The sequence below is a fragment of the Streptomyces sp. NPDC023838 genome (genome assembly GCF_040639555.1).
Classification (GTDB): domain Bacteria; phylum Actinomycetota; class Actinomycetes; order Streptomycetales; family Streptomycetaceae; genus Streptomyces.
Window position 1 is genome coordinate 62,939 of sequence record NZ_JBFAAD010000009.1, and the last position, 25,580, is coordinate 88,518.

Consider the following 25,580-nt stretch of genomic DNA (forward strand, 5'->3'; position numbering starts at 1 on the left):
AATCTGTTGAACGGCTCGCTTAAGTTAGGGGGCGCACGGGGTGTGCGCAATGCCCTGGGACGAGGGAGACACGATGGACGAACCTGCCGTGATCGGCCGCCGGGTGCAGCGACTGCGCGCCGAACGGGGGCTGACCCAGCGACAGCTGGCCGAGCCCGCCTACACCCCCGCCTATGTGTCGACCCTGGAGTCCGGCAAGGTCAGGCCGTCCGAGGCGGCGCTGCGCCACCTCGCCGAGCGCCTGGGCACCACGTACGAGGAGCTGGCCACCGGCCGCCCCGCGCACCTGGCGACCGAGCTGCGCCTGGGACTCACCGACGCCCAGCAGCTCCTGGCGACCGGTGACGCGGACGAGGCGGCCGTGCGCTTTCGCCGGCTGCTGACCGAGGCCGAGCTGCACGACCTGCCGCCCGAGCAGGCCGAGGCCCTTCTGGGGCTGGGCGACTGCGCCCTGGAGAGCGGCGAGCTGGCCGATGCGATCCGGCACTTCGAGGAGGCCGAGCGCCAGCAGGTGGGCGAGCCGCTGCCGCGCCGGGCGCGCGCGATCCGGGGCCGGGCGATCGCGCACGTCCTGGCGGGCGAGCTCCGCTACGCCTGCTACCTGCTCGAATCGACCATCGACGAGCTGGGCACCAGCGGCCTCAACGACCCGGAGTCGCTGGTCCTGCTCTACTCGGCGATCATCGGCCCGTATCTGGACATGGGTGCCCAGGCGCGCGCCGCCCACGCCGCCGAACTGGCCCTGGCGCTCGCGCCGCAGGTCTCCGACCCGGCGCTGGTGGCGGGGATGCACCGCCAGGTGGCGCGCACCTTCCTGGCCGAGGGCCGCACGGCCGACGCCGACGCCTCCCTCGCCAAGGCCCAGTCGGTCTACCGCCAGCTGCGGCTGCGCACCGACCTGGCGCACTGCCACTGGATGCGCGGATACGTCTACGCACAGGAGGGCGAACTGGCCTCCGCGGAACGCGAGTTGCGCACCGCGCGCGACATGCTGGCCGCCAAGCGGGCCGCGCTCTTCACCTGCCAGGTCGAGGTCGAGCTGGCCGACGTCCTGCGGCGCCTGGGCCGCCACGCGGAGGCGGCCGCCCTGCTCACCCCACTCGTCGACCCGGCGCCGGAGCTGGGCGACCGGCACGGCGCGGTCCACGCGGGCGGCGCGCACCGCCTGCTCGGCCTGATCAGCGAGGAGCGCGGCGACCTCGACGCCGCCGAGGAGCACTACGTCACGGCCCTGGGCCTGCTGGAGCGCAGCGGCGCGACGGGCGACCTGGCGGACCTGTGCCGCCTCCTCGGCGACCTGCTGCGCCGCACGGGACGCACGGAGGCGGCCATGGACGCCTACCGCACGGGCCTGGGCCACCGCGCGGCACCGGGGACCACGACGCTGGGGCCGGCGCCGGAGCCGCCCCGGCACTGACCCCTGGGGGGACCTCCGGGAGGGATTTCGCCCGGACGCGCCGGACGCGCCGGACGCGCCGGACGCGCCGAAAGTAGTTGTTGAAAATTAAACGGAATGGCTCTACAGTCGTTCTTGTTGAACATTCAACCGCTCGGCATCGGGCCGCAGCGCGTCCCCCAAGGAGCAGTCATGGGTCTCTTCGGCCGCAAGAACAGCAGCACCGCCGTCGCCACCGCCGCCCGCGAGGTCGACCCCGCCCTCGCCGCGCTGACCGGCACGTACGCCATCGACCCGGCGCACAGCAGCATCGGCTTCACCGTCCGTCACGCCATGGTCACCAACGTGCGCGGCTCGTTCGCCGAGCACGAGGGCACGCTGACCCTCGACGGCACCGACCCGTCCGCCTCCGCCGCCGTCATCGACGTCAAGATCGCATCCGTCGACACCGGCATCGCCGACCGCGACAACCACCTGCGCGGCGGCGACTTCTTCGACGCCGAGCAGTTCCCGCTGATGACCTTCCGCTCCACCGAGGCCCACCAGCTCGGCGGCGACAAGTACCGGATCGTCGGCGACCTCACCATCAAGGACGTCACCAAGCCGCTCGCCATCGACCTGGAGTTCAACGGCTCCGCCACCGACCCCTACGGCAACCAGCGCGTCGGCTTCGAGGGCAGCGCCGACATCCTGCGCTCCGACTGGGGCCTGACCTGGAACGCGGCCCTGGAGACCGGTGGCGTCGTGGTCAGCGACAAGGTGAAGCTGACCTTCGACATCTCCGCCATCAAGTCCGCGTGACCCCGGCGGCGGCCCGTCCGGCCGCCGCCGCCGCGAGATACTCCGCCGTCGCCCCGTCCACCGGCAGGAACGCCTCCAGTTTCAGCTCGGCCACGGTCACGTCGACGGCGGTGGCGAACGTGGTGACGGTCGTCATCAGCCGCAGCCCCGGCCCGTCCGGCACCGACAGCTCCAGCGGCACCGCGAACCCCAGATGCGCCTCCTCGGGGGCGACCTCGGGCACGTACCCCTCCAGCTCCGCCAGCAGCTCCCGCAGCCGCTCGTCGGGGTTGCGGGAGACCTCCGCGCGCAGGGCCTCGACCACATGGCGGGCCCACGCCGGGAAGTTCCCGATCCGGGGCGCCAGCCCGCGCGGGTGCAGCGCCAGGCGGTACGCGTTCGCCCCCGGCCCGACGAGCTCGGGGTCGGCGCCCTCGGTCAGCAGCGCGAAGTGGTCGTTGACCGCGACCAGCCCGCCGTACCGGTCGACCACCACCGCCGGGCACGGCGCGTGCGCGGCCAGGATCCGGTCGAGCGCCTCGCGGACCGGCGCGAGCTCGGGCGCCTTCAGCGAGGTCTGCGGGTACGCGGGCGCGTAACCGGCCGCGAGCAGCAGGGAGTTGCGCTCGCGCAGCGGCAGCTCCAGGGACTCGGCGAGCCGGACGACCATGGCCCGGCCCGGCTCGGAGCGGCCGGACTCCAGGAAGCTGACATGGCGCTGAGTGGTACCGGCCCGCAGCGCCAGATCGAGCTGGCTGATCCTGCGGCGGGTACGGCGGTCGCGCAGAGCGCTGGGAAAGTCCACGCGCCCCATCCAACCCGGGCACGCCCCCGACCGGCCATTCCCTGCCGGGAATTGAGCGCATTCCGCGCTCCGGGCAGCCTGCTTCCCATGAACTCACCGGTACGGACAGGCGTCCTGCTCCCCATCGGCCGCGCCCAGTGGGGCGAGGGCACCGACCCGCGCGGCCTCGTCGGCTTCGGCGTACGCGCCGAGCGGCTCGGCTACGACTCGCTCTGGGTCAACGACTCGCTGATCGAGCCGCGCATCGAATCGCTCGCCATGCTCTCCGCGCTCACCCCCGTGACCAGCCGGGTCACCCTCGGCACGGCGGCCCTCATGCCCGTCCTGCGCCGCCCGGTGCAGACCGCGCAGGCCCTCGCCTCGCTCGACCTGCTCTCGGGCGGGCGCCTCACGGTCACCGTCGGCGCGGGCTTCCCGGGACGGCTCGGCCGGCCGCTGCACGCGCTGTCCGAGGTGCCGTGGGAGCGGCGGTTCGCCCGGCTCGACGAGACGGTGGCGCTGTGGCGGAAGCTGTGGACCGCCGAGGGCCCGACGTCCTTCCACGGCGAGGTGCTGCGCTTCGACGACATCCCCCGCACCACCCCGGTCTTCCGCCCCGGCGGCCCCGACATCTGGCTCGGCGGCAACACCCCGGCCGCCCGGGCCCGTACCGGACGCCTCTACGACGGCTGGCTCCCCTACCCGCCCGACCCCGCCGACTACGCGACGGGCCTGGCGGAGGTCCGCGAGGCGGCGAAGCAGGCGGGCCGGGACCCGGCCGGGCTCTCCTCCGCGCTGTTCGTGTCGGTGCTCCTGGCCGACACCCCGGCCGAGGGCCGGCGCGGCCTGGAGGCGTACAGCCGGGCCAACTACAAGATGGAACTGGACCAGTTGGAGACGATCCAGGCCCTGACGGCCGGGCCGCCCGAGCACGTCGTCGCGTATCTGCGCCGCTATGTCGACGCGGGCGCGCGCCATCTGGTCATCCGGATCGGGGCGCTGGACCTCGCCACCCAGACCGAACAGCTGGAGCGGCTCGCGGAGCTGCTGCCGCAGTTGCGCGGGTGCGCCTGAGGAGGGCCGGGGCGGGCGTGCCCTCGGCCCGGCGGCGGCGGGCGCTGCCCGGTACGGCCGCGGGTGCGGGGCGGTACGGCCGCAGGTGCGGGTGCGACCGCAGGTGCGGGCGCGGGCGCGGGGCGGTACGGCTGCGGGTGCGGGGCGGTACGGCCGCAGGTGCGGGTACGGCCGCAGGTGCGGGTGCGACCGCAGGTGCGGGCGCGGGCGCGGGGTGTCTACCAGCCCCCGCCGCCGTCGAATCCGCCGCCACCGCCGTCGCCGCCACCGCCGCCCCAGCCGCCGCCGAAGTCGGACGAGTTGAAGTCGGAGCCGGAGACGTCGCCTCCGTCGTAGCTCTGGCCCGCGAAGTCGGCGCCGCCGTAGTCCGCCGCGTACGCCGGGGTGGAGAGCATCGAGCCGAGCATCGTGCCCATGAGCAGGCCGGGGAGCATGCCGCCGCCGAAGTAGCCACCGGCCCACGGGCCGTACGCCGGGCCCGCGTCGTAGTACGGACGGCGGCCCCCGTCCGTATCGACCTGCCGCACCAGCGGGTCCTGGCCGTCCCGCAGCCGCGTCGCGTCCGCCAGGCACACCGGGACCTGGCGCGGGGCGCCGGCCGCCGGGGCCCAGGCGGCGTCCTCGACCGAGGGGCCGTGGCGCGGGTCGAAGAAGCAGGGCGCGCGACGCTCGGGCAGTGGCAGGTGCTCGCGGCGGGCGGCGAGGGTGGCGAGCGAGAACCGCCCGTCCTCCAGGGCCTGGGTGACCCCGCGCACGTCGCCGGGGTGCCGGGCCGCGGCCATCAGGGTCTTCGCCGTCTCGTACGAGTCGAGCGCGCGCTCGTAGTCGGCGCGCATGGCGTCGTCGGCGCCGGCCTCGGCGGGGTGGAAGTCGAGCCGGTCGAGCTCCTCGCCGAACGCGGTGATGTCCTCGTCGACGACCACCTGGAGCCGCTGGAGCGCGGCCCGCTCCTCCTCGGCCTTCTTCCTGCGACTGCGCCGTACGAGGGCGTACGCGCCGGCGCCGCCCGCGACGACGACGGCGCCGGTGACGATGAGGCCGGTGGCGGAGGCACCGCCGCCTCCGGAGCCGGAGCCACCGCCCCAGGAGGCGGGGGCGTGGCCGCGCATCGTGGGCAGGGCCTGGTCGACGAAGGCGTTGAGCTGCGTCGAGGCGTTGCCGGCGGTCCCGGGGGCCCGGACGGCGGTCTTCAGGTTGTCGACGGCCTGCGGGGACATGACCTGGCGGTCGGCGCCGGCGTTGAAGGCGTCGCCGAGGCGGACGGCGTACAGGCCGGTGACGCCGGTGTCGGTACGGAGGTTCCGCAGGAGGGTGTCCTTCGGGAACGCGGCGGTCGCGGGCAGCACGGCCACGAACAGGGGCTTGTCGGCGTCCTTGATCTTCTTGGCCAGCGCGTCGGCCTGGGCGGCCGAGAGCTGCCCGGCGGCGCCGGGGTCGACGTAGACCGGTGCCTTCTTGAGCTCGGCGGCGACCTCTGCGACGCCGGATGCGGCTGGGGTGGCGGCGGTGGGGGCGATGGTGGCCAGCGTGGCCAGTGCGGCGGCGGAGAGTGCGATCAGAACGCGGGACCTCATGACTTCGACGCTACCGGAGTCTCCGGCGAACCGGACAAACCAGGCCTCTCCCCCACCCCGCCCCTTCCCTGAACCCTCCGGGGGTGGGGGAGGGTGAAGCTGGCTTCCCAGGGGCGCGGCCCCCGGGGCCCCCGGGCGGGGCCTGCGGCCCCTGCACCCCGCTCCCGGGGCTCCGCCCCGGACCCCGTGTGGGGGGCGGGCTCCCTCGGGCTTGGCCCCGGACCCCGTGTGGGGGGCTCCTCCGGTTCGCCCCGGACCCCGGGGGCCCCCGGGCTTCGCCCTGGACCCCGTGTGAGGCGGGATCCCCGGGACCCCGCGTGGGGGGAGGCTCCCCATGGGCCTCGCCCCGGACCCCGTGCGGGGGGACTCCCCCGGGCTTGGGCCCGGACCCCCGTCTGGGGGGCAGGCTCCCCCGGACTTCGCCCCGGCCCCCTCGGGCTTGGTCTGCGGCCTGGTGGGGGCTGGTCGCGCAGTTCCCCGCGCCCCTTAGGGGGTTGCGGCCCGTGCCCCGAGCCTGAAACGCCGGAGGCGGTGGATCTTTTAGGGGCGCGGGGAACTGCGCGAGCAACCCAGCACGGTCCGCAGACAAACAGAGGCCCGGGGCGAAGCCCCGGAACGGGGTGCGGGCGAAGCCCCAGAACAGGGGGCGGGCGGAGCCCCGGCGCGGGGGCGGGCGGAGTCCCGGAACCGGGCCGGGGGCCGAGGGCTCCGGCGGAGGGGATGGGGGACCGGCGTTACTCCGGCGGCTCCACCCCCGCCCGCAGCAGCCCATACGTATACGCATCCTCCAGCGCCCCCCAAGACGCCCCGATGATGTTCGTCGCCACTCCCACCGTCGCCCACTCCCCCGCCCCGTCCGTCGTCGTGATCAGGACCCGCGTCGTGGAGTCCGTACCGTGGCGTCCCTCCAGGATGCGGACCTTGTAGTCGACCAGTTCCAGCTTGGCCAGCTGGGGGTAGATCCGCTCAAGGCCGACCCGCAGCGCGCGGTCGAGCGCGTTGACCGGGCCGTTTCCCTCCGCCGTCGCCACGATCCGCTCGCCCTTGGCCCACAGCTTCACCGTCGCCTCGTTGGCGTGCGTGCCGTCGGGGCGGTCCTCGACGATGGCGCGCCAGGACTCGATGCGGAAGTACTTGCGGGCCCGGCCCTCGGCCTCGGCGCGCAGCAGGAGCTCGAAGGACGCGTCCGCCGCCTCGTACGTGTAGCCCTGGAGCTCGCGCTCCTTGACCCGGGCGACGACGCGGCCGACGAGCTCGCGGTCGCCGCCGAGTTCGACGCCGAGCTCCTTGCCCTTGAGCTCGATGGAGGCGCGGCCCGCCATGTCGGAGACCAGCATCCGGATGCGGTTGCCGACGAGGCCCGGGTCGATGTGCTGGTAGAGGTCCGGGTCGACCTTGATCGCCGAGGCATGCAGGCCCGCCTTGTGGGCGAAGGCGGAGACACCCACGTACGGCTGGTGCGTCGACGGAGTCAGGTTCACCACCTCCGCGATCGCGTGCGAGATGCGCGTCATCTCGGCCAGCGCGCCCTGCGGCAGCACCTTCATGCCGTACTTCAGCTCAAGCGCCGCGACCACCGGGAAGAGGTTGGCGTTGCCGACGCGCTCGCCGTACCCGTTGGCCGTGCACTGCACATGCGTGGCGCCCGCGTCCACCGCCGCGAGGGTGTTGGCGACGGCGCAGCCCGTGTCGTCCTGGGCGTGGATGCCGAGCCGGGCGCCGGTGTCGGCGAGGACGGTGGCGACGACCGCCTGGATCTGGGCGGGGAGCATGCCGCCGTTGGTGTCGCAGAGGATGACGACGTCGGCGCCGGAGTCGCTCGCGGCCCGCACGACCGACTTGGCGTACTCGGGGTTGGCCCGGTACCCGTCGAAGAAGTGCTCGCAGTCGACGAAGACGCGGCGGCCCTGTTCCCGCAGGTAGGAGACCGTGTCCCGGACCATCTCCAGGTTCTCGTCCAGCGTGGTGCGCAGGGCGAGCTCGACATGGCGGTCGTGGGACTTGGCGACCAGCGTGATCACCGGCGCACCGGACGCGAGCAGCGCCTTGACCTGCGGGTCGGTGGCCGCGCTGCCACCCGGGCGGCGGGTCGCCCCGAACGCCACCAGCTGGGCGTTCCTGAAGGTGATCTCCTGCTTGGCGCGGGCGAAGAACTCCGTGTCGCGGGGGTTGGCGCCGGGCCAGCCGCCCTCGATGAACCCCACCCCGAAGTCGTCCAGGTGCCGGGCGATCGTCAGCTTGTCCGCGACGGTGAGGTTGATGCCCTCGCGCTGGGCCCCGTCGCGCAGCGTGGTGTCGAAGACGTGGAACGTGTCGTCGACGCGATGGCTCTCTTCGGGTGAGGCTGCCTCGTTGGCCGTCATGCTGGGGTGACTCCTGTCGGGTGAGTGGCTCCGGATTCTCTGGCTCCACTTGCCCCCATCATCGCGTGCGGCTCGCGTCCGGCCGTGGTGGGCCGGGAAACGAAAAGACCCCTCGCGGGTGCGAAGGGTCTGCGCGCGGGTCTGGGGCACGATGTCCGCTGCCGCGGGGGGTTTGCCGCGGGTTCAGCGGTCACTGCGGACCGGCGCGCTGCTGTCCATAATCATCATGAAAGCGAGCACGGTCGGTAGTTTGCCACAGAGGGACCACGGCGTGGCTCGGGGTCTCAGGATGCGGGCACCCCGTCCGCCTGGGGCACCGGCCGTCCGGCAGGGGCGGCGACACGGTTCAGGTCGATCTCGCGCGTCTCCCGCATCGTCAGGTACACCACCAGCGACACCGCCGCGCACCCCGCCACGTACCAGTAGAAGCCGGACTCCATGTCCGCCTTCTTGAACCACAGCGCCACGTACTCCGCCGTACCGCCGAAGAGGGCGTTGGCGATGGCGTACGGGAGGGCCACGCCCAGGGCGCGGATGCCGGTCGGGAAGAGTTCGGCCTTCACGCACGCGTTGATGGACGTGTAGCCGGTCACCACCACCAGGGCGAGCAGCGCCAGGCCGAAGGCCGGCCAGAACGTGCCCGCGTGCTTGAGCATCGTCATGATCGGCACGGTCAGGAACGTCGAGCCGACCGCGAACGTGATCAGCAGCGGACGGCGGCCGATCCGGTCCGAGACCATGCCCGCCAGCGGCTGCAGGCACATGAAGACGAAGAGCGCGCAGAACGACACCAGCGACGCCGTCGGCTTGGGCATCCCCGCGCTCTTGGAGAGGAACTTCGTCAGATAGGTGGTGTATGTGTAGTACGCGACCGTGCCGCCCATCGTCAGGGCCATGACCAGGAACGCCTCCCTGCGGTGGCGCCACAGGGCCTTCAGCGTGCCCCGCTCCTCGTCCCGCGCCGCGCCGGACTCCTCGTACACCTCGGTCTCCAGCATGTTCCGCCGCAGGTAGAAGACGACCGCCGCGCCCAGCGCGCCCACCACGAACGGGATCCGCCAGCCCCAGCTGTGCAGCGCGTCCTCGGACATCGTGCGCTGCATGACGATCAGGAGGCCGAGGCCGACGAGCTGGCCTGCGGTCATCGACACGTACTGGAAGCTGGAGGCGAAGCCGCGGCGGCGGGGGTCGGACGCCTCGGTCAGATAGGTGGCGCTCGCCGCGTACTCACCGCCGACGGAGAGGCCCTGGAGGAGGCGGGCGACGAGGAGCACGCCCACTCCCCCGTACCCGGCCACCCCGTACGTCGGTGCCACCGCGATCAGGATCGCCGAGGCGGACATCAGGGTGACGGTCAGGGTCAGGGCCGCCTTGCGGCCGCGCCGGTCGCCGATGCGGCCGAGCAGCCAGCCGCCCACCGGCCGCATGAAGAAGCCGACGGCGAAGATCCCCATCGTGTTCATGAGGTTCGCGGTCTCGTTCCCCTTCGGGAAGAACGCGTCGGCGAAGTACACCGCGAAGGTGGCGTACACGAACCAGTCGAACCACTCGACCATGTTCCCGGCCGAGCCGACCCAGATCTTCTTCCACTGCTCTCGTCCCATGGACGATCACGGTGGCCCAGGCCGGTGCGGCCGACAAGGGTCGCGGACGCAACGATAAGGCGTACTTGCGTACGTTGTGTTCAGCCCCCGGTCAGCGTCCGGTCGGCGCCGCTCAGCGTCCGGCGGACGGCGCCGTCAGCGACTCGTCGACGAACTCCCTTACGTGGTCGAGGACTTGGGGCCGACCCGTGCCGGGTATGCCGACCGCCACATGGACGCTGAAGCCGTCGAGCAGCGCCCGCAACCGGGCCGCGAAACGGTCCGCGTCGACGGGGCGGAACTCGCCGCGCGAGACGCCCTCCGCGATGATCGCGACCAGGTCGCGGTGCCAGGCCCCCTCGATGGCGGCCTGGCGGGCGCGGGCGACAGCGTCGGTGGCAGCGCTCTGCGAGCGGTTCCAGACCTCCAGCCACAGGATCCAGTGCGGATCGCGGGCGCCGTCCGGAACGTACAGGTCGATGTAGGCGTCCAGGCGCTCGCGGACCGGGCCCGGCCGCGACAGCAGGGCCCGGCGCTCGCCGCCGAGCCGGCCCTCGCTCCACTCCAGGGTCTCCAGGAGCAGCTCGTCCTTGCTGCGGAAGTAGTAGAGGAGGTGGCCGCTGGACATGCCGACCTCGCGGCCGAGCCCGGCCATGGTCAGACCGTCCAGGCCGCGCTCGGCGATCGTGGCCATGGCGGCGGCCAGCACCTCCTCGCGCGGTGGCGCGTTCTTCCGCGCGCGGGCCGGACCGGCCATGTCTCCTGCCTCCTGGATCACACCCTGGGCTGCTGCTGGGTGATGCAGTGGATGCCACCGCCCCCCGCGAAGATCGTACGTGCGTCGACGAGGGTCACGGTCCGCTCGGGGAAGAGACGGCGGAAGATGCCCGCCGCGTTCTCGTCCCTCGGGTCATCGAAGCCGCACAGGACGACGCCGCCGTTGCAGAGGTAGTGGTTGATATACGAGTAGTCGACCCAGCCGTGGTCGTCGGTGAGGACGGTCGGCGCGGGGACCTCCACGACCTCGATGCTCCGGCCCCGGGCGTCGGTCTGGCTGCGCAGCAGCGCCACGTTCTCCTTGCACACCTCGTGGTCGGGGTGGGCCGGGTCCGGCTGGGTGTGGGCGACGATCACTCCGGGGCGGGCGAACGCGGCGACGATGTCGACGTGGCCGAGCGTGCCGTAGCCGTGCGGAGGGTAGTCGGCGGTCAGGCCGCGCGGCAGCCAGATCGCCTTGCGGGTGCCGAGCATCCCGTGGACCTCCGCCTCGACCTGCTCGCGGGTCCAGCCGGGGTTGCGCTCGGGCCCGAGCTGCACGGACTCGGTGAGCAGGACGGTGCCCTCGCCGTCCACGTGGATCGCGCCGCCCTCGTTGACCAGGCGCGAGGTGTACGTCCGCGCCCCGGCCAGGTCCGAGACGTACGCGCCGATCTTGGCGTCGTGCTCCCAGCGGGCCCAGTCCTGGGCGCCCCAGCCGTTGAACGTCCAGTCCACGGCGGCCAGTTCCGTGCCGTTGGTCAGGAACGTGGGGCCGATGTCGCGCATCCAGGCGTCGTCGAGCTCGCGCTCCACCAGGTCGATGTCCGGGCCGAGCAGGGCGGCCGCCTGCGCGCTCTGGCCGGGGCCGCACACGACCGTGACCGGCTCGAAGCGGCGCACGGCGCGGGCGACGGACGCCCAGGCGGCCCGGGACCCGGCGAGCTCCGCCTCGTTGGGGAAGGTGACGTTGGGGCCCGGCCACGCCATCCAGGTGCGCTCGTGCGGGGCCCACTCGGCGGGCATGCGGAAGCCGTCGGCGGCAGCAGACATCGGGGAGGTCCTTAGAGGAAGTAGAGGCGGTTGAGGGAGACGGAGTCGGCGGGCTCCGAGCGCAGCGGGTCGCCGTCGAGGGTGACCAGGCCGGTGCGGCCGTCCACGTCCACGGCTCCGGTACGGGAGTTGAACACCAGGTCGGCGGGGCCGATGCCCCGGGTGCCGCGCACCGCGACCCGGCGCCGGCGGGTGGGCATCAGGTCGCTTCCCTGATCGAGGGCGGCGCGAGCCACGAAGGCGACGGAGAGCTCGGCGGGGGCCGCGCCGTGGGCGCCGAAGAGGGGGCCGAGGACCAGCGGTTCGCAGGTCTCGGTGGCCGCGTTCGGATCGCCCGTGACGCCCCAGGCGGGGAAGCCGGACTTGAGCACCAGCTGGGGCTTGGCGCCGAAGTAGGCGGGCCGCCACAGCACGATGTCGGCCATCTTGCCGACCTCGATGGACCCGATCTCGTGGGCCAGGCCGTGGGCGATGGCCGGGTTGATGGTCAGCTTGGCGATGTAGCGCAGCACGCGCGCGTTGTCGTCGCCCTCGCCGTCCCCCTCCAGCGCTCCGAGCTCGGCCTTCATCTTCCCGGCCATCGCGAACGTACGCCGTACGGTCTCGCCCGCGCGCCCCATGCCCTGGGCGTCGGAGGAGGTGATGCCGATCGCGCCCAGGTCGTGCAGCACGTCCTCGGCGCCCATCGTGCCGGCCCGGATGCGGTCGCGCGCCATGGCGGCATCGCCGGGCAGGTCCGGCTTGAGGCCGTGTACGGAGACGATCATCCCGTAGTGCTCGGCGACGGCGTCCCGGCCGAACGGCAGGGTCGGGTTGGTGGAGGAGCCGATGACGTTGGGCACGCCCGCCATCTTCAGCACGTTCGGTACGTGGCCGCCGCCGCAGCCCTCGATGTGGAAGGCGTGGATCGTCCGGCCGTCGAGGACGCGCAGGGTGTCCTCCACCGACAGGCACTCGTTGAGGCCGTCGCTGTGCAGCGCCACCTGCACGTCGTGCTCCTCGGCTACGCGCAGCGCGGTGTCCAGGGCGCGGGTGTGCGCGCCCATGTCCTCGTGCACCTTGAACCCGCAGGCGCCGCCCTCGGCGAGCGCCTCCACCAGGGGGGCGCCGTCGGAGGACGAACCCCGGCCCAGGAAGCCGATGTTGACCGGCCAGGCGTCGAAGGCGGCGAAGGCGCCCCGCAGCGCCCAGGGCGAGTTGACGCCGACGCCCCACACCGGGCCGAACTCCTGGCCGATGAGCGTGGTGACGCCGGAGGAGAGCGAGGCCTCCATGATGCGCGGCGAGAGCAGGTGGACGTGGGTGTCCACGGCCCCGGCGGTGGCGATGAGCCCCTCGCCGGAGACGATGCTGGTCCCGGTGCCGACGACGACGTCCACGCCGTCGAGGGTGTCCGGGTTCCCGGCCCGCCCGATGGCGTGGATACGGCCCTCACGGATGCCGATGGACACCTTGCGGATGCCCTGCACGGCGTCGATCACCACGACGTTGCTGATCACGACGTCACAGGTCTCGCGGACGGCCGCGGCCTTCAGGTGCAGCCCGTCCCGGGCGGTCTTGCCGAACCCGGCGAGGAACTCGTCGCCCGGGGCCTGGGAGTCGGACTCGACGCGCACGACGAGCCCCGAGTCGCCGAGCCGGATCCGGTCGCCCGCGCGGGGCCCGAAGACGGCCGCGTACTCGTCCGGGTCGATGTGCTGGCTGCCGGGCGCGCAGTGGTCGGTGTGGCGGCTGGGCCTGCTCATGAGGCTGCTCCTTCGTCGCTCGCGCCCAGGTAGCCGCAGGCGGCGGCCCTGCGCAGGGCCTCCTCCCTGGCGCCGGGCGCGTCCAGGGGCCCGTCGACGAGCCCGGCGAAGCCGATGGCGACGCGGGCGCCGCCGATCGGTACGAGCCCGACCTCGCCCTCGCCGCCCGGGTCGAACCGGACCGACGACCCGGCCGGTACGCACAGCCGCATCCCGTACGCGGCGGCGCGGTCGAAGTCGAGGCGCGGGTTGGCCTCGAAGAAGTGGAAGTGCGAGGTCACGCTGACCGGGACGGGCGCGGTGTTGCGCACGGTGAGCCGGACGGCGGGCTCCCGCTCGGGGCCCTCGGGTCCCGGCAGCACAGCGCCGGGCGCGTCCGCGCCGAGCCCGGCGGCGCCCCGGATGGGGGCGGGGACCACGGCGAGCCGCGAGCCGTCGTCGAAGACCGCCTCGACGTGCACCTCGGTGACCACGTCGGCGACGCCCGGCAGGACGTCGTCGGGGCCGAGCACCTCGCGCGCCGCCTCGATCGCCTCCGCGAGCCTGCGGCCGTCCCGGGCCGCCTCGCAGACGGTGTCCGCGATCAGCGCGGTCGCCTCGGGCACGTTGAGCCGCAGCCCTCGGGCCCGGCGGGCCCGCGCGAGCTCGGCGGCGCCGAAGAGCAGCAGCCGGTCGCGTTCCGTGGGGGTCAGTCGCACGCCATACACCTCCTGTTTGAACACCACTCTAACCACACATATCGCGGTGTGTCATGGCCGACTGGCCACAGAGCGCCCATCCAAGGGGGTTCACGGACCTCCGCACCATGGCTCACATTGAGCGTCGCTCAAACGGCAGGAACGACATATTCCAGCCATCCGACATGTCAGGGGCAGCCCATGCCGATAGAACAGCGCGGAGTCGGCACCATCCCGGAGGCGGAGCGCACCAGCGGTCCGCGTGACCTGGTGTCGATCCTGCTCGGCTCCAACCTCTGTCTGGGCGTGATCGTCTTCGGCTGGCTCCCGGTCTCCTTCGGCCTCGGCTGGTGGGCGTCGGTGAGCGCGGTTGTCGCGGGCACGCTGGTGGGCACGGTGCTGACGGCCCCGCTGGCGCTGGTGTCCCTGCGCACGGCGACGAACCTGTCGACGTCCTCGGGCGCGCAGTTCGGGGTACGGGGCCGCCTCGTCGGCTCGGTGGTGGGCCTGCTCCTGTCCCTCGGCTACACGGCGCTCACGGTCTGGATCGGCGGGGACGCGATGACGGGCGTGCTGCACCGGCTCTTCGGGCTGCCCACGGGCGGCGGCTCGTACGCGGTCGTGTACGCGGTACTCGCGGCGGCGACGGTGATCGGCGCGGCGTACGGGTACCGAGTGCTGCTGCGCCTGTCCCGGGTCCTGGCGGTCGGCATGACGGCGCTGCTCACCCTGGGCGTGGCGGCGTACGCCCCGCACTTCACGACGGCCGCGCTGCCCGGTGCCGGCGGCTACCTCCTCGGCTCGTTCTGGCCGACGTGGCTGCTCGCGCTGGTCGCGGCCGGGCTGAGCGGCCCGATCGCGTTCATCACGCTCCTGGGCGACTACACGCGCTACATCTCACCGTCGCGGCACACCCCGCGCCGGGTGCTCCACGCGACCTGGCTGGGCCTGATCGCGGGGCTGCTGGTGCCGCAGCTGTTCGGCACGTTCACGGCGTACGCGGCGCGGGCGGTGGCGGACTACGCGGGCCCGCTGGTGGCGGCGGCGCCGGGCTGGTACCTGGTGCCGCTCCTGCTGGCCGCGTCGGCGGGCTCGGTCGGCAACGCGGGCCTGATGCTGTACTCCATGGGCCTCGACCTGGACGCGATCGTGCCGCGCGCGTCGCGTACACAGGCGACGTTCGCGGTCGCGGGGGTGGCGACGGTGTGCGTCTTCGTGGGCCACTACGCGTGGGACGCGCAGGCCGCGATGACGTCCTTCGTCCTGCTTCTGACGGCGATCGGCACGCCGTGGGCGGTCATCACCCTGATCGGCTTCGCGCGCTGCCGCGGCGTGTACGACGCGGACGCCCTCCAGGTCTTCAACCGCCGCTCGCGGGGCGGGGCGTACTGGTACCGGTCCGGCTGGAACTGGCGGGCCGTGGTGGCGTGGGGGCTGGGGGCGGGGGTGGGTCTGCCGGCGGTGTCGCTGCCGCAGTACGCGGGTCCGCTGCTGAGGTTCACGGGCGGGGTGGACTGCAGCTTCGTGCTGTCGGGGGCGGTGGGCGGCGCGGCGTACGCGGCCCTGACCCGGCGGGGTCTCCCCCACCCCGCCCCTTCCCGAGAGCCCTCAGCCGGGCGGCTGGTCCCTTGACTGCGGACCGTGGGTGGCTGGTCGCCCCGAAGGGGCGCATGTGAGGGGCGCGGGGAACTGCGCGAGCAACCCAGCACGGCCCGCAGACAGAAACAGCGCGGTGCAGGGGCCGCAGGCCCCGCAAAAGGGCCCGGGGGCCCGCCCCCCACCCACCCCCGGAGGGTCTGGGTGAAGGGGCGGGGTGGGGCAAAAAACCGGTCAGCCCAGCGGGTGCATCCAGCCGTGCGTGTCCGGCGTGACCCCCGTCTGAAGGTCCAGGAGCGCCTTGCGCAGCCGCATCGTGACGACACCCGGCTCACCATCCCCCTGCGTCCAGTTCGCCCGCGCGGACTTGACGGACCCCACCGGCGTGATCACCGCGGCCGTACCGCAGGCGAACACCTCGGTCAGCGTCCCCGCCTCCGTGTCCCGCTTCCAGTCCTCCGTGGAGATCCGCCCCTCCTCCGCCGTGTAGCCGAGGTCCCGCGCGATCGTCAGCAGCGAGTCACGGGTGATGCCCGGCAGCAGCGACCCGGTCAGCGACGGGGTGACGATGCGGTCGCCGTACACGAAGTACAGGTTCATCCCGCCCATCTCCTCGATCCACCGGTGCTCCACCGCGTCCAGCCAGACCACCTGGTCGCAGCCGTGCTCGGCCGCCTCGGCCTGGGCGACCAGGGACGCGGCGTAGTTGCCGCCGGTCTTGGCCGCACCCGTACCGCCCTTGACCGCGCGCACGTACTCCTCGGAGAGCCACACCGAGACCGGCTTCACGCCGCCCGGGAAGTACGCCCCGGCGGGGGACGCGATCACGATGAAGAGGTACTCGCTGGCGGGGCGCACACCGAGCCCGACCTCGCTCGCGATCATGAACGGGCGCAGGTAGAGGGAGGCCTCGCCGGAGGACGGGACCCATCCCCGGTCCTGCTGGATCAGCGCGTCGCAGGCGGCGATGAACAGCTCGGTCGGCAGCTCGGGCATCGCCATGCGGCGGGCCGAGGAGCGGAAGCGCTCCGCGTTGGCCTCGGGGCGGAAGGTCGCCACCGTACCGTCGGGCTGGCGGTAGGCCTTCAGGCCCTCGAAGATCGTCTGCGCGTAGTGCAGCGTCATGTTCGCCGGGTCCATCGACAGCGGCGCGTACGGAGTGAGCTCCGCGTCGTGCCACCCGCGGCCCTCGGTCCACTTGACGGTCACCATGTGATCGGTGAAGTGGCGGCCGAATCCGGGGCTTGCCAGGATCGCGTCACGCTCCGCGTCCGACAGCGGGTTCGCGGAGGGCTTGAGCTCGATCGTGGGCGTCGTCATGGTTGCGTGTCCTTCACCGGTTGTGTGGGTCGGACCGCGCTCACGCCGCCTTCGCTTCCGCCAGGAGCTTCTGCCAGGACGTCCGAGCTTCCCGCATGCCGCGGTCCCACGTTCGATTATCGCTCGTGCGGGACCATGGCAGAAACGGTGTGATTGCGGCCCAGGGACTGATGGTGGCACCCCGAGGCCGCACAGGAAAAGCCGCCGGGTGCTGGTGCGACCCGGCGGCTACGTTGAGGAAGAGCGCTCGGGTCAGCCCGATACTCGTACGGCGAGCGCGTCGCCGATCTCGTCGGTGGTACGGGCGGAGCCGTCCCGCGCGGCCAGGTCGGCCTGGACGGCGTCCTCGATCCGGGCCGCCTCGGCCTCGTAACCGAGGTGGCGCAGGAGCAGGGCGACCGAGAGGACCGTGGCGGTCGGGTCGGCCTTGCCCTGGCCCGCGATGTCCGGCGCCGAGCCGTGGACCGGCTCGAACATCGAGGGGAACGCCCCGGTCGGGTTGATGTTCCCGGACGCGGCCAGGCCGATGCCGCCGGTCACGGCCGCGGCGAGGTCGGTGAGGATGTCACCGAAGAGGTTGTCGGTGACGATCACGTCGAACCGCTCGGGCTGGGTGACGAAGAAGATCGTCGCGGCGTCGACGTGCAGATAGTCGGTGGTGACGTCCGGGTACTCCTTCGCCACCGTGTCGAAGGTGTTCTTCCACAGGTGACCGGCGAAGACCAGCACGTTGTTCTTGTGAACCAGCGTCAGCTTCTTGCGCGGCCGCGCCTGAGCGCGGGCGAACGCGTCGCGCACCACGCGCTCCACGCCGTACGCCGTGTTCACGCTGACCTCGGTGGCGACCTCGGCCGGGGTGCCGGTGCGCAGCGAGCCGCCGTTGCCCGTGTAGGGGCCCTCGGTGCCCTCGCGGACCACCACGAAGTCGATCTCGGGGCGGCCGGCAAGCGGGGTCGCGGTGTTCGGGAACAGCTTCGACGGGCGCAGGTTGATGAAGTGGTCGAAGGCGAACCGCAGCTTCAGCAGCAGCCCGCGCTCCAGGACGCCGGAGGGCACGCTCGGGTCGCCGATGGCGCCGAGCAGGATCGCGTCGTGCGTCTTGAGCGCTTCGAGCTCCGCGTCCGGCAGGGTCTCGCCGGTGCGGTGCCAGCGCCGGGCGCCGAGGTCGTACTCCTTGGTCTCCAGCTTCACATCCGCTGGAAGGACGGCATTGAGGACCTTGAGGCCCTGGGCCACCACTTCCTGGCCGATGCCGTCACCGGGGATCACTGCGAGATCGATGCTGCGAGACATGGATGCACCGTACTCCGCGTCCCATGCATTGACATGTCGAGTCCAGCATGCGGACAGGCGCGGACCGGCCGAATCCCCCGGGCGCAGGGAACGGGCCATCCCCGTAGTCCCTCCGGGCGGCGGCCGAATGGCTGGCCGCAGTGATGTGCGGGGGGATTGCGGGGAGTTGCATGGGGAGCTGTACGCGCCCCGTTCACCCAGCGGTGAGATTCGCGTCGACCGAGGAGAGGACGTTTCCGGCCATGGACATCCCTCGTTTCGGTATACCCGAGAAGCTCGCCGGCCGCCTGAGCATGGCCGAGCAGCACGAGTACCTGCGTACGCGGCTGACGCGGCGCGGTGTGCTGCGCACCTCCGTGGCCACGGCCGCGATCGCCGGGGCCGGGGCGGGCACCGGACTCGCCGCGTCGCCGCCCGCCTACGCCGCACCCACCGTGCTCACTTCGCGCGGCTCCGGTACGGAGGTGGACGGTTCGCTGGTGGCCCCGTTCGGGCGCCACCTCGCGTACGGCGCGGACCCCAAGACGCAGATGGCGGTCTCCTGGCAGGTCCCCTTCCCGGTGCGGCGGCCGTACATCCGGATCGGGCTCAAGCCGTGGGCGCTCAGCCACCGGATCGGCGCCGAGGTGCGCCACCTGACCACGCCGGTACTCAACGGCGGGAAGATCGCCGCGGCCGAGCAGTACTACGTGCACGCGGGCCTGGAGCGGCTGCGGCCGGGCACCACGTACTACTACGGCGTCGGCCACGACGGCTTCGACCCGGCCGACCCGCGCAACCTGGGCACCCTCGGCACCTTCACCACCGCGCCCGAGCGCGCCGAGCCGTTCACCTTCACGGCCTTCGGCGACCAGGGCGTCAGCTACCACGCGCTCGGCAACGACCAGCTGATCCTCGGTCAGAACCCGGCGTTCCACCTGCACGCGGGCGACATCTGCTACGCCGACCCGTCCGGCTCGGGCACCTCCGGTGACACCTATGACGCGCGCACCTGGGACCAGTTCCTGGCGCAGACGGAGTCGGTCGCCAAGACCGTGCCGTGGATGGTGACCACCGGCAACCACGACATGGAGGCCTGGTACTCGCCGGACGGCTACGGCGGCCAGTACGCCCGCTGGTCACTGCCGGACAACGGTCCGGACCCGGTCAACCAGCCCGGTGTGTACTCGTTCGTGCACGGCAACGTGGGCGTGGTCGCGCTCGACGCCAACGACGTCTCGTACGAGATCCCCGCCAACTACGGGATCAGCGGCGGCAAGCAGACGCGGTGGCTCGACAAGCGGCTGGCCGAGCTGCGCGCCGACCGCCACGTCGACTTCATCGTGGTCTTCTTCCACCACTGCGCCTTCTCGACGACCAACGCGCACGCCTCCGAGGGCGGGGTGCGCGAGGCCTGGGTGCCGCTCTTCGAGAAGCACCAGGTGGACCTGGTCATCAACGGCCACAACCACGTGTACGAGCGCACGGACGCGATCCTGAAGAACGCGGTCGGGCGCAAGGTGCCGATCGGCGAGCGCACCGACCCGACGCGCGACGGCATCGTGTACGTCACGGCCGGCGGCGCGGGCCGCGCGCTCTACGACTTCCCTGCCCCCGACAGCTACGAGGGCCACGTCAAGGACCAGGAGAGCGTCGCCGGCTACCACTGGATCAAGGGCCGCCAGAAGGCGACCGAGACGGTGGAGTGGTCCCGGGTGCGCTTCACCGGCTACTCGTTCCTGGCGGTGCGGGTGGAGACGGGCCGCCACGCCCGGATGACGGTGACGGCCCTGGCCGAGTCGGGCGCGAGAGTCGACCACTTCGAGATCAGGCGCGGGAGGTAGAAGGCGGAGCTGGGCAGCCCGCCCTCCCCGGCCCGCGGCCGAAAAGCGCGCCTAATGCCCGGTGGCACCACCGTTGTCACGGCGGTCAAGCGCGCGCTGGAGCGCGGCGGCGGCGTTCTTGCGGTCGGCGTCGCTCGTACGGGAAGCGTGACGGACACGGCGGACGGTCGTCGTCTCGGACATGAGGGATCGACTCCTTGAGATCACGGGGATATCAGGGCGCCGGAAGGGGCGGGGAGCGCTGCCGCAGGGGTTGCCTGCCAAGGGGCACCGCGCTCGCGACCGCCATTCGCTGGATCTAGCGAGACGTTCGGCTCCTACAAAGCTAAGGGAGGACTCCGCTTCTGTCTCCACAATTACTCGGACTTCCTACTATCTGAGACGGCGCCCGCCGCCTTCTATCTGAGACGGCGCCCGCCGCCTTCGACTACTCGACACCGCAACCTACCCAAGCACCACCACCTAGTTTGCATTCCTACCTAGCTAGTGCTGAAATACAGGCATGGCCGCAGACCGCAGATCCAGTTGGCTCAAAGGCGTCCTCGACCTCCTCGTCCTCACCTGCCTGACCGGGGGCGAGAGCTACGGCTACGAGATCTCCAAGACCCTGGCCGCGGCCGGGCTCGGAGAGATCAAGGGCGGGACGCTCTACCCCGTCCTGAACCGGCTCGAAGAGGCCGGGCTCGCCGTCGGGGAGTTCCGCGCCGCCGAGCGCGGGCCGGGCCGCCGGTACTACCGGCTGACCGAGGAGGGCCACCGGGCACTCGCCGAACAGGGCGCGTCCTGGCTGGAGTTCCACACCGCCGTACAGACCATGCTGACCAGCGCGATACCAGGGGGACGACCGTCATGAGCGAGCACAGCGACTACTTCGGGGCTCTCGCCGAGAAGCTGCGCGCCGCGGGGATGCCGCGGAGCGAGGTGACGGCGACCGTCGCCGAGCTCACCGGCTATCTGACGGAGTCCGGATCCGCCGACCCGTACGAGGAGTTCGGCGCGCCGGAGGACTTCGCCGCCCGGCTCACGGGGGGCCGGGCCGCCCAGGAGCCGGGGGCGGAGGCGGAGACCTGGAAGTGGACCGCCGACATCTACACCGACCGCAAGCACCTCAACCACTACGGCGACCAGGGCTGGGAGGTCCAGGGCCTGGACCGGCTCGGCCGGTTCGTCTGCCGTCGCGACCCGGCGGCGGCGATGCGGTGGGAGTACCGGCGCGAGAGCGCCAACAACGCGGCCGAGCGCGACGCGGTGTCGGCCGGGCTCGCCCCGGACGGCTGGGAGCCGTGCGGGCACTGGATGTTCTTCATGTACTTCAAGCGCCCGAAGGCTGCGAGCGCCGGACCCGCGGCCGAGCTCGACGACCTGGTGGCACCGCCCGCCAAGCAGCTCTTCCTCGGCACCACCTACCGGGGCAAGCTCAAGCAGATGGTGGGCGCGGCGGTCGTCTCGGGCACCGGGACCGCCTTCGCGATCCACTACGGGGGCGACCCGGTGATCTACCCGGCGCTGATCGGCGCGGCGGTCGCGGCCCCGGCGGCCATGGTCCTCGCCTGGCACCGCGTCAAGCGGGAGGTTGCGCAGGGGGTCGAAGACGCCTGAACCGATGACGGCCGGCTGATGACCGTCAGCGATATCCGTCAGCGGCTGACCGTCAGCTGATATCTGTCAGCTGACGTCCGTCAGCCGATGCCCCTCAGCCGATATCCGTCAGCGGCTGACCGTTAGCTGACATCTGTCAGCCGATGACCGTCAGCTGATATCTGTCAGCCGATGACCGTCAGCCGATATCCGTCAGCGGCTGACCGTCAGCTGACATCTGTCAGCCGATGACCGTCAGCTGATATCTGTCAGCCGATGACCGTCAGCCGATATCCGTCAGCGCCTGACCGTCAGGTCCTGGAGGCCCACCACCCGGAGCAGTTCCAGGCGCTGGTGGGCCTCCGTGCCCGGGCGGGCCGAATGGACCACCAGGAACTGGCTCTCGCCGGAGCTCAACAGCACCTCGCAGTCCAGCTCCAGAAGGCCGACCACGGGATGGACGAAGCGCTTCACCTTGGCGTGCCGCGTCTCCACCTCGTGCTGGTCCCACAGCGCCGCGAACTCCTCGCTCAGCGAGCGCAGTTCGGCCACCAGCCGAGCCGGCTCCGGGTCGTCCGGGCGGGCCGCGAGCACCGCCCGCAGCTGGGCGACATGGCTGCGCGCGTGCTCGGCCTGGTCCTCGGGCGGGAAGAGGCGGCGCAGCGAGGGATCGGTGAAGTAGGCGCGGATGATGTTGCGGCCGGGGCCGGCCTCGCCGACCAGGGCGGCCGCCATCGCGTTCTGGGCGAGCACCTCGCCCCAGTCGCTCATCACCTGCGCGGGCGCGTCGTGCAGCCGGTCGAGGATCAGCATCAGGCCGGGGCGCACATGGACCGAGCCGTGCCGCTCGCGCGGCGGCTCCTCCCCCGCCAGGTGGAAGAGGTGATCGCGCCCGTCCCGGCTGAGCCGCAGCGCCCGCGCCAGCGCGGTCAGCATCTGCCGGGACGGGCGCGAGCCGCGGGCCTGCTCCAGCCGGGTGTAGTAGTCCGCCGACATCCCGGTGAGCTGGGCGACCTCTTCCCTGCGCAGCCCGGCCGTCCGCCGCCGGGGGCCGGCCGAGAGGCCGACGTCCGACGGTTCCAGACGGGCCCGGCAGTGCCGCAGGAAGTCCGCGAGTTCTTCTCTGTCCACGTCCTCAGCATGACGGGGGCCGGGGGCGGTATCCAGGGAGTCCCGCTCCCTGGATGGGGACGTCCCTCCCGCCGTCGGCCACCTCGCGCAAGGCTTGAGCCAGGCAATCGAGAGGAGCGGACGATGCGGATTCTGGTGACGGGGGCGACGGGCGCGGTCGGCCGGAGGTTCGTGCCGAGGCTGGTCCAACGGGCCGACGTGGTGCGGGTCCTGGTGCGCGACGAGGCGCGCGGTGCCGCCCTCGGCGCCCATGAGGTGGCGGTCGGCGACGTGCGCAGCGAGGAGTCCGTGCGCAAGGCGCTGGCCGGGGTGGACGCGGTGGTGAACCTCGCGGTGGCGTACCGCGATGTGCCGGACGAGGAGAACCGCGCGGTCAACCGCGACGCGGCGCTCGCGCTCGGCCGGGCGTCGCTGGAGGCCGGGGTGAGCCGGTTCGTCCAGGTGTCGTCGAACCTCGCGTACGGCCTGGGGCGCGGGCGTCCGCTGACCGAGGACGACGAACCGCTGCCCGGCGGCCCGCTGTGGGGGACGTACGCGGAGTCCAAGGCGGCCGCCGAGGAGGGCTTGTTCGCCCTGCACCGCGAGCACGGTCTGGACGTGCGCGTGGGCGCGCTGGCGTTCGTCTACGGCGAGGGCGACCCGCACCTGGCGTATTCGGTGCACTGGGCGGGTCAGTGGGCCGGGTACCAGCGGCTGCCGATGGTGCACCACGCGGACGTGGCGCAGGGTCTGATGCGGCTGCTGTACGCGCCCGGGGTGGCGGGCCGCAAGTACAACATCGCGGACGACTGCCCGGTGACGGCGGTCGAGCTGCACCAGCTCAACGGGGTCGAGGTGCCCCCGGAGCTGGCGCAGCGCACCGACCCGGACCCGTTCTACACGATCGTGTCGACCCTGCGGATCCGGGACGAGCTGGGCTTCCGCCCGCTGTACCCGTCGGTGTGGACGGCGCGGGACGCGGGCGCCCTGTAGGGCCCGGGCACCCTCACAGCACGTCTCCGTCGCGCCAGTCGAAGACCAGAGGCTGGGCGGGGTCGGGCAGCGGGCGGCCCGCGGCCGGGCGGACGTAGGTGGTGCCCTCCTCCTCGGCGAGCCGCACCACCCCGTCCGGGCTCAGGACCTCGATCCGCCCGGGCCAGACCTGCCAGCCGCGCGCCCGGTAGAGCGCGGCGCCCTCGTCGGACGCGGAGAGCGCGCCGAACGCGTACGCCTGGTCGATCACGTGCTCCAGGGCGGCCATCACCCGCCCGCCGAGGCCCTGGCGGCGCCGGTCCTCGCGCACGGCGACGGCCTCGACGTAGCCGACGCGGTAGGACCGGCCGCCGTGCAGCACCCGGCGCATGATCACGCTGCCGTGCGCGGCGAGCCCCCGCTCGTCGTCCAGGAACGAGTGGACGCCGCCGAGCCCGTGGTCCCAGTCCTCGTCGCTGAAGTCCCCTCCGAAGGCGGTGTCGAGCAGTTCGCGGATTCTCGGCAGGCCGTCCGGGCCGAGCTGCGAGGTGTGCGCGGTGTGCTGAGACTCAGTCATGCGCCCACTGTGGCAGGCCGCTTCGCGCCCTTCCGTGCCGGGCACGGCGCCACCAGACTCGCTTTCATGTCACCGTCGACACAGCAGCAGTGGACGCCCACCCACGGCGAGCCCTACCGCCCGGTCCCCTACCGCCCCGCCCGGATGCCCGCCGCCGAGTCCCTGGCGCGCGCGGCGGCGCTGTGCGACACGATGCGGGAGCGCCGTACGGTACGGCGGTTCTCCCCCGACCCGGTCCCCGAGCAGGCGGTCCGCGATGCCGTGGCCTGCGCGGCGACCGCCCCCTCGGGCGCGCACCAGCAGCCCTGGACCTTCGTCCTGATCCGCGATCCGGAGGTACGGCGGTGCTGGAGCGCCCCGTGAACGAGAAGGCGTTCGCGGTGATCCCGGTCGGCTATCCCGCCGACGACTGCGAAGTCCCCGATCTCGTACGGAAGCCGATGGAGCAGGTGCTGGTGGAGTTCTGAGCGCGGGGAGCTTCGAAAACCGGTGGGAACGTTTGCGGGGCCGGGCGCCTCCTGGCGTGCATGACCATGGAAATCAGCAACGACTCACCGGCCGGCGACCGCCCCATGCCCCAGGTCGACGGCGTCACACACCGCCACGTCACCGTGCGCGGAGCCCGGCTGCACCTGGCCGAGGCGGGCGGGGGCGAGCCCGTCGTGCTGCTGCACGGCTTTCCGCAGCACTGGTACGCCTGGCACCGTCTGATCCCGCTGCTCGCCGCCGACCACCGGCTGATCTGCGTCGATCTGCGCGGCTTCGGCTGGTCGCAGACGACCCGGCGCGGATACGACACGGACGCGCTCGCCGCCGATGTGCTCGGCGTGCTGGACGCGCTGGGCCTGGAGCGGGTGACGCTGGTCGCCCACAACTGGAGTGCGAACGTGGGCTTCCGGCTCTGCCAGGGCCACCCGGAGCGCTTCAGCGCCTTCCTGGCGCTGAACATGGCACACCCCTGGACCCCGCACCGCCAGGCCCTGATCCACCTGTGGCGGATGTGGTTCACGGCGTTCGTCGAGTACCCGGTGCTCGGCCGTCTCGTGCTGCGCCACTGGCCCGCGTTCACCCGCCGCCTGCTGCGCCGCGCGGTGGCCGACCCGGCGGTGTGGAGCGAGGCGGAGCTGGCGGAGTACGTGGCGGCGACCGGGGCGTCGGCGACCGCCGGGCAGGCGCTGTTCTGGCAGTACGTGCTGCACGAGATCCCGGCCGGGCTGCGCGGCACGCACCGCCGCCGTGGACTGACCGTGCCGACGCTGGTCCTCGGCGGCGCGCTCGACCCCGTGATCCCGCCGACGCTGCTCACCGGCGAGCCGTACGCGGACGACCTGAGGGTGCGGATCGTGCCGGGCGCGGGCCACCATCTGCCGCAGGAGCGGCCGGAGGTGGTGGCCGAGGAGGTTCGGAGGCTGGTGGCGCGGGGCTAGTGTCCCGATTTCGAGATTCTGCGTCACCGATCGTGTTATCGGCGGTCCGCTAGCCAGCGGCTTGGTGCTGGACGCACCTCACGTGGTGTCGCGGAAACT

At 72.6% G+C, this 25,580-nt stretch carries 22 protein-coding genes and 1 pseudogene; 10 read left to right on the plus strand and 13 right to left on the minus strand.

The genetic code is table 11. The features are described 5' to 3' along the window. The first annotated feature begins 73 nt into the window (after window positions 1-73). Window positions 74-1,417 carry a helix-turn-helix domain-containing protein gene (locus tag AB0G17_RS14110; protein WP_361380767.1) on the plus strand — a complete coding sequence of 448 codons (1,344 nt, stop codon included), beginning with the start codon at window positions 74-76 and terminating at the stop codon, window positions 1,415-1,417. Between the two features lie 171 nt (window positions 1,418-1,588). After that, the gene (locus AB0G17_RS14115; RefSeq protein WP_361380770.1) at window positions 1,589-2,197 is read left to right on the plus strand and encodes a YceI family protein; all 609 of its coding nucleotides are present in this window, start codon (window positions 1,589-1,591) and stop codon (window positions 2,195-2,197) included. Here the strand turns inward: AB0G17_RS14115 and AB0G17_RS14120 are convergent. Beyond that, entirely contained in the window at window positions 2,184-2,981 is a 798-nt protein-coding gene (locus AB0G17_RS14120; protein WP_361380773.1) for a helix-turn-helix transcriptional regulator, read from the minus strand. The two genes, AB0G17_RS14115 and AB0G17_RS14120, sit on opposite strands and share 14 nt — an antisense overlap. Before the next feature lie 87 nt (window positions 2,982-3,068). On the opposite strand from AB0G17_RS14120, the gene AB0G17_RS14125 reads away from it, so the two are divergent. Further along, window positions 3,069-4,034, plus strand: coding sequence for an LLM class flavin-dependent oxidoreductase (locus AB0G17_RS14125; RefSeq protein WP_361380776.1), 966 nt, complete (start codon window positions 3,069-3,071; stop codon window positions 4,032-4,034). A gap of 218 nt (window positions 4,035-4,252) precedes the next feature. Here AB0G17_RS14125 and AB0G17_RS14130 read toward each other — a convergent pair whose 3' ends face one another. The 7 genes from AB0G17_RS14130 to ureA form a co-directional block, all read right to left on the minus strand. Then, window positions 4,253-5,608, minus strand: a complete 1,356-nt coding sequence (locus tag AB0G17_RS14130) for a hypothetical protein (protein WP_361380779.1) — start codon at window positions 5,606-5,608, stop codon at window positions 4,253-4,255. A gap of 734 nt (window positions 5,609-6,342) precedes the next feature. Further along, window positions 6,343-7,971, minus strand: coding sequence for a citramalate synthase (cimA, locus tag AB0G17_RS14135; protein WP_361380782.1), 1,629 nt, complete (start codon window positions 7,969-7,971; stop codon window positions 6,343-6,345). Between the two features lie 284 nt (window positions 7,972-8,255). Continuing rightward, window positions 8,256-9,575 (minus strand): MFS transporter, encoded by a 1,320-nt coding sequence (locus tag AB0G17_RS14140; protein ID WP_361380785.1) that lies wholly within the window; start codon window positions 9,573-9,575, stop codon window positions 8,256-8,258. Window positions 9,576-9,687: 112 nt separating this feature from the next. After that, the gene (locus AB0G17_RS14145; RefSeq protein WP_361380789.1) at window positions 9,688-10,311 is read right to left on the minus strand and encodes a TetR/AcrR family transcriptional regulator; all 624 of its coding nucleotides are present in this window, start codon (window positions 10,309-10,311) and stop codon (window positions 9,688-9,690) included. Window positions 10,312-10,328: 17 nt separating this feature from the next. Further along, a complete protein-coding gene (locus AB0G17_RS14150; RefSeq protein ID WP_361380792.1) occupies window positions 10,329-11,363 on the minus strand; it encodes an agmatine deiminase family protein in 1,035 nt (344 codons plus the stop codon). A gap of 11 nt (window positions 11,364-11,374) precedes the next feature. Further along, window positions 11,375-13,108, minus strand: a complete 1,734-nt coding sequence (locus tag AB0G17_RS14155; RefSeq protein WP_361380795.1) for an urease subunit alpha — start codon at window positions 13,106-13,108, stop codon at window positions 11,375-11,377. Beyond that, a complete protein-coding gene (gene ureA / locus AB0G17_RS14160; RefSeq protein WP_361380797.1) occupies window positions 13,105-13,806 on the minus strand; it encodes an urease subunit gamma in 702 nt (233 codons plus the stop codon). The genes AB0G17_RS14155 and ureA overlap by 4 nt, the downstream gene beginning before the upstream one ends. Window positions 13,807-13,986: 180 nt before the next feature. On the opposite strand from ureA, the gene AB0G17_RS14165 reads away from it, so the two are divergent. After that, complete coding sequence (locus tag AB0G17_RS14165; RefSeq protein WP_361380800.1) at window positions 13,987-15,417, plus strand: cytosine permease; 1,431 nt, start codon at window positions 13,987-13,989, stop codon at window positions 15,415-15,417. 198 nt (window positions 15,418-15,615) lie between these two features. On the opposite strand, the gene AB0G17_RS14170 is transcribed toward AB0G17_RS14165, so the two are convergent. Together AB0G17_RS14170 and AB0G17_RS14175 are read right to left on the minus strand one after the other, a co-directional pair. Then, window positions 15,616-16,701: a branched-chain amino acid aminotransferase gene (locus AB0G17_RS14170; protein ID WP_361380803.1), complete on the minus strand. Its 1,086-nt coding sequence runs from the start codon at window positions 16,699-16,701 to the stop codon at window positions 15,616-15,618. Between the two features lie 252 nt (window positions 16,702-16,953). Beyond that, window positions 16,954-17,994: a 3-isopropylmalate dehydrogenase gene (locus tag AB0G17_RS14175; RefSeq protein ID WP_361380806.1), complete on the minus strand. Its 1,041-nt coding sequence runs from the start codon at window positions 17,992-17,994 to the stop codon at window positions 16,954-16,956. A gap of 242 nt (window positions 17,995-18,236) precedes the next feature. On the opposite strand from AB0G17_RS14175, the gene AB0G17_RS14180 reads away from it, so the two are divergent. Then, complete coding sequence (locus tag AB0G17_RS14180; RefSeq protein ID WP_361380809.1) at window positions 18,237-19,817, plus strand: metallophosphoesterase family protein; 1,581 nt, start codon at window positions 18,237-18,239, stop codon at window positions 19,815-19,817. 51 nt (window positions 19,818-19,868) lie between these two features. On the opposite strand, the gene AB0G17_RS14185 is transcribed toward AB0G17_RS14180, so the two are convergent. Further along, window positions 19,869-20,000 (minus strand): hypothetical protein, encoded by a 132-nt coding sequence (locus AB0G17_RS14185; RefSeq protein WP_361380812.1) that lies wholly within the window; start codon window positions 19,998-20,000, stop codon window positions 19,869-19,871. Between the two features lie 319 nt (window positions 20,001-20,319). On the opposite strand from AB0G17_RS14185, the gene AB0G17_RS14190 reads away from it, so the two are divergent. Together AB0G17_RS14190 and AB0G17_RS14195 are read left to right on the plus strand one after the other, a co-directional pair. Beyond that, complete coding sequence (locus AB0G17_RS14190; RefSeq protein WP_361380815.1) at window positions 20,320-20,670, plus strand: PadR family transcriptional regulator; 351 nt, start codon at window positions 20,320-20,322, stop codon at window positions 20,668-20,670. Beyond that, on the plus strand, window positions 20,667-21,416 hold the full coding sequence (locus AB0G17_RS14195) for a hypothetical protein (RefSeq protein WP_361380817.1): 750 nt from the start codon (window positions 20,667-20,669) through the stop codon (window positions 21,414-21,416). Before AB0G17_RS14190 ends, AB0G17_RS14195 begins: the two co-directional genes overlap by 4 nt. Before the next feature lie 276 nt (window positions 21,417-21,692). On the opposite strand, the gene AB0G17_RS14200 is transcribed toward AB0G17_RS14195, so the two are convergent. Continuing rightward, a complete protein-coding gene (locus AB0G17_RS14200; RefSeq protein ID WP_361380819.1) occupies window positions 21,693-22,526 on the minus strand; it encodes a helix-turn-helix transcriptional regulator in 834 nt (277 codons plus the stop codon). 123 nt (window positions 22,527-22,649) lie between these two features. Between AB0G17_RS14200 and AB0G17_RS14205 the strand changes: the two genes are divergently transcribed. After that, the gene (locus AB0G17_RS14205) at window positions 22,650-23,498 is read left to right on the plus strand and encodes an NAD(P)-dependent oxidoreductase (protein WP_361380822.1); all 849 of its coding nucleotides are present in this window, start codon (window positions 22,650-22,652) and stop codon (window positions 23,496-23,498) included. A 13-nt stretch (window positions 23,499-23,511) separates the two neighbouring features. Here AB0G17_RS14205 and AB0G17_RS14210 read toward each other — a convergent pair whose 3' ends face one another. Continuing rightward, window positions 23,512-24,054 carry a GNAT family N-acetyltransferase gene (locus AB0G17_RS14210; protein ID WP_361380825.1) on the minus strand — a complete coding sequence of 181 codons (543 nt, stop codon included), beginning with the start codon at window positions 24,052-24,054 and terminating at the stop codon, window positions 23,512-23,514. A 66-nt stretch (window positions 24,055-24,120) separates the two neighbouring features. On the opposite strand from AB0G17_RS14210, the pseudogene AB0G17_RS14215 reads away from it, so the two are divergent. Beyond that, a pseudogene (locus tag AB0G17_RS14215) lies at window positions 24,121-24,521 on the plus strand (nitroreductase family protein). Between the two features lie 60 nt (window positions 24,522-24,581). After that, entirely contained in the window at window positions 24,582-25,481 is a 900-nt protein-coding gene (locus tag AB0G17_RS14220) for an alpha/beta hydrolase (protein WP_361380828.1), read from the plus strand. Window positions 25,482-25,580 lie beyond the last annotated feature (99 nt).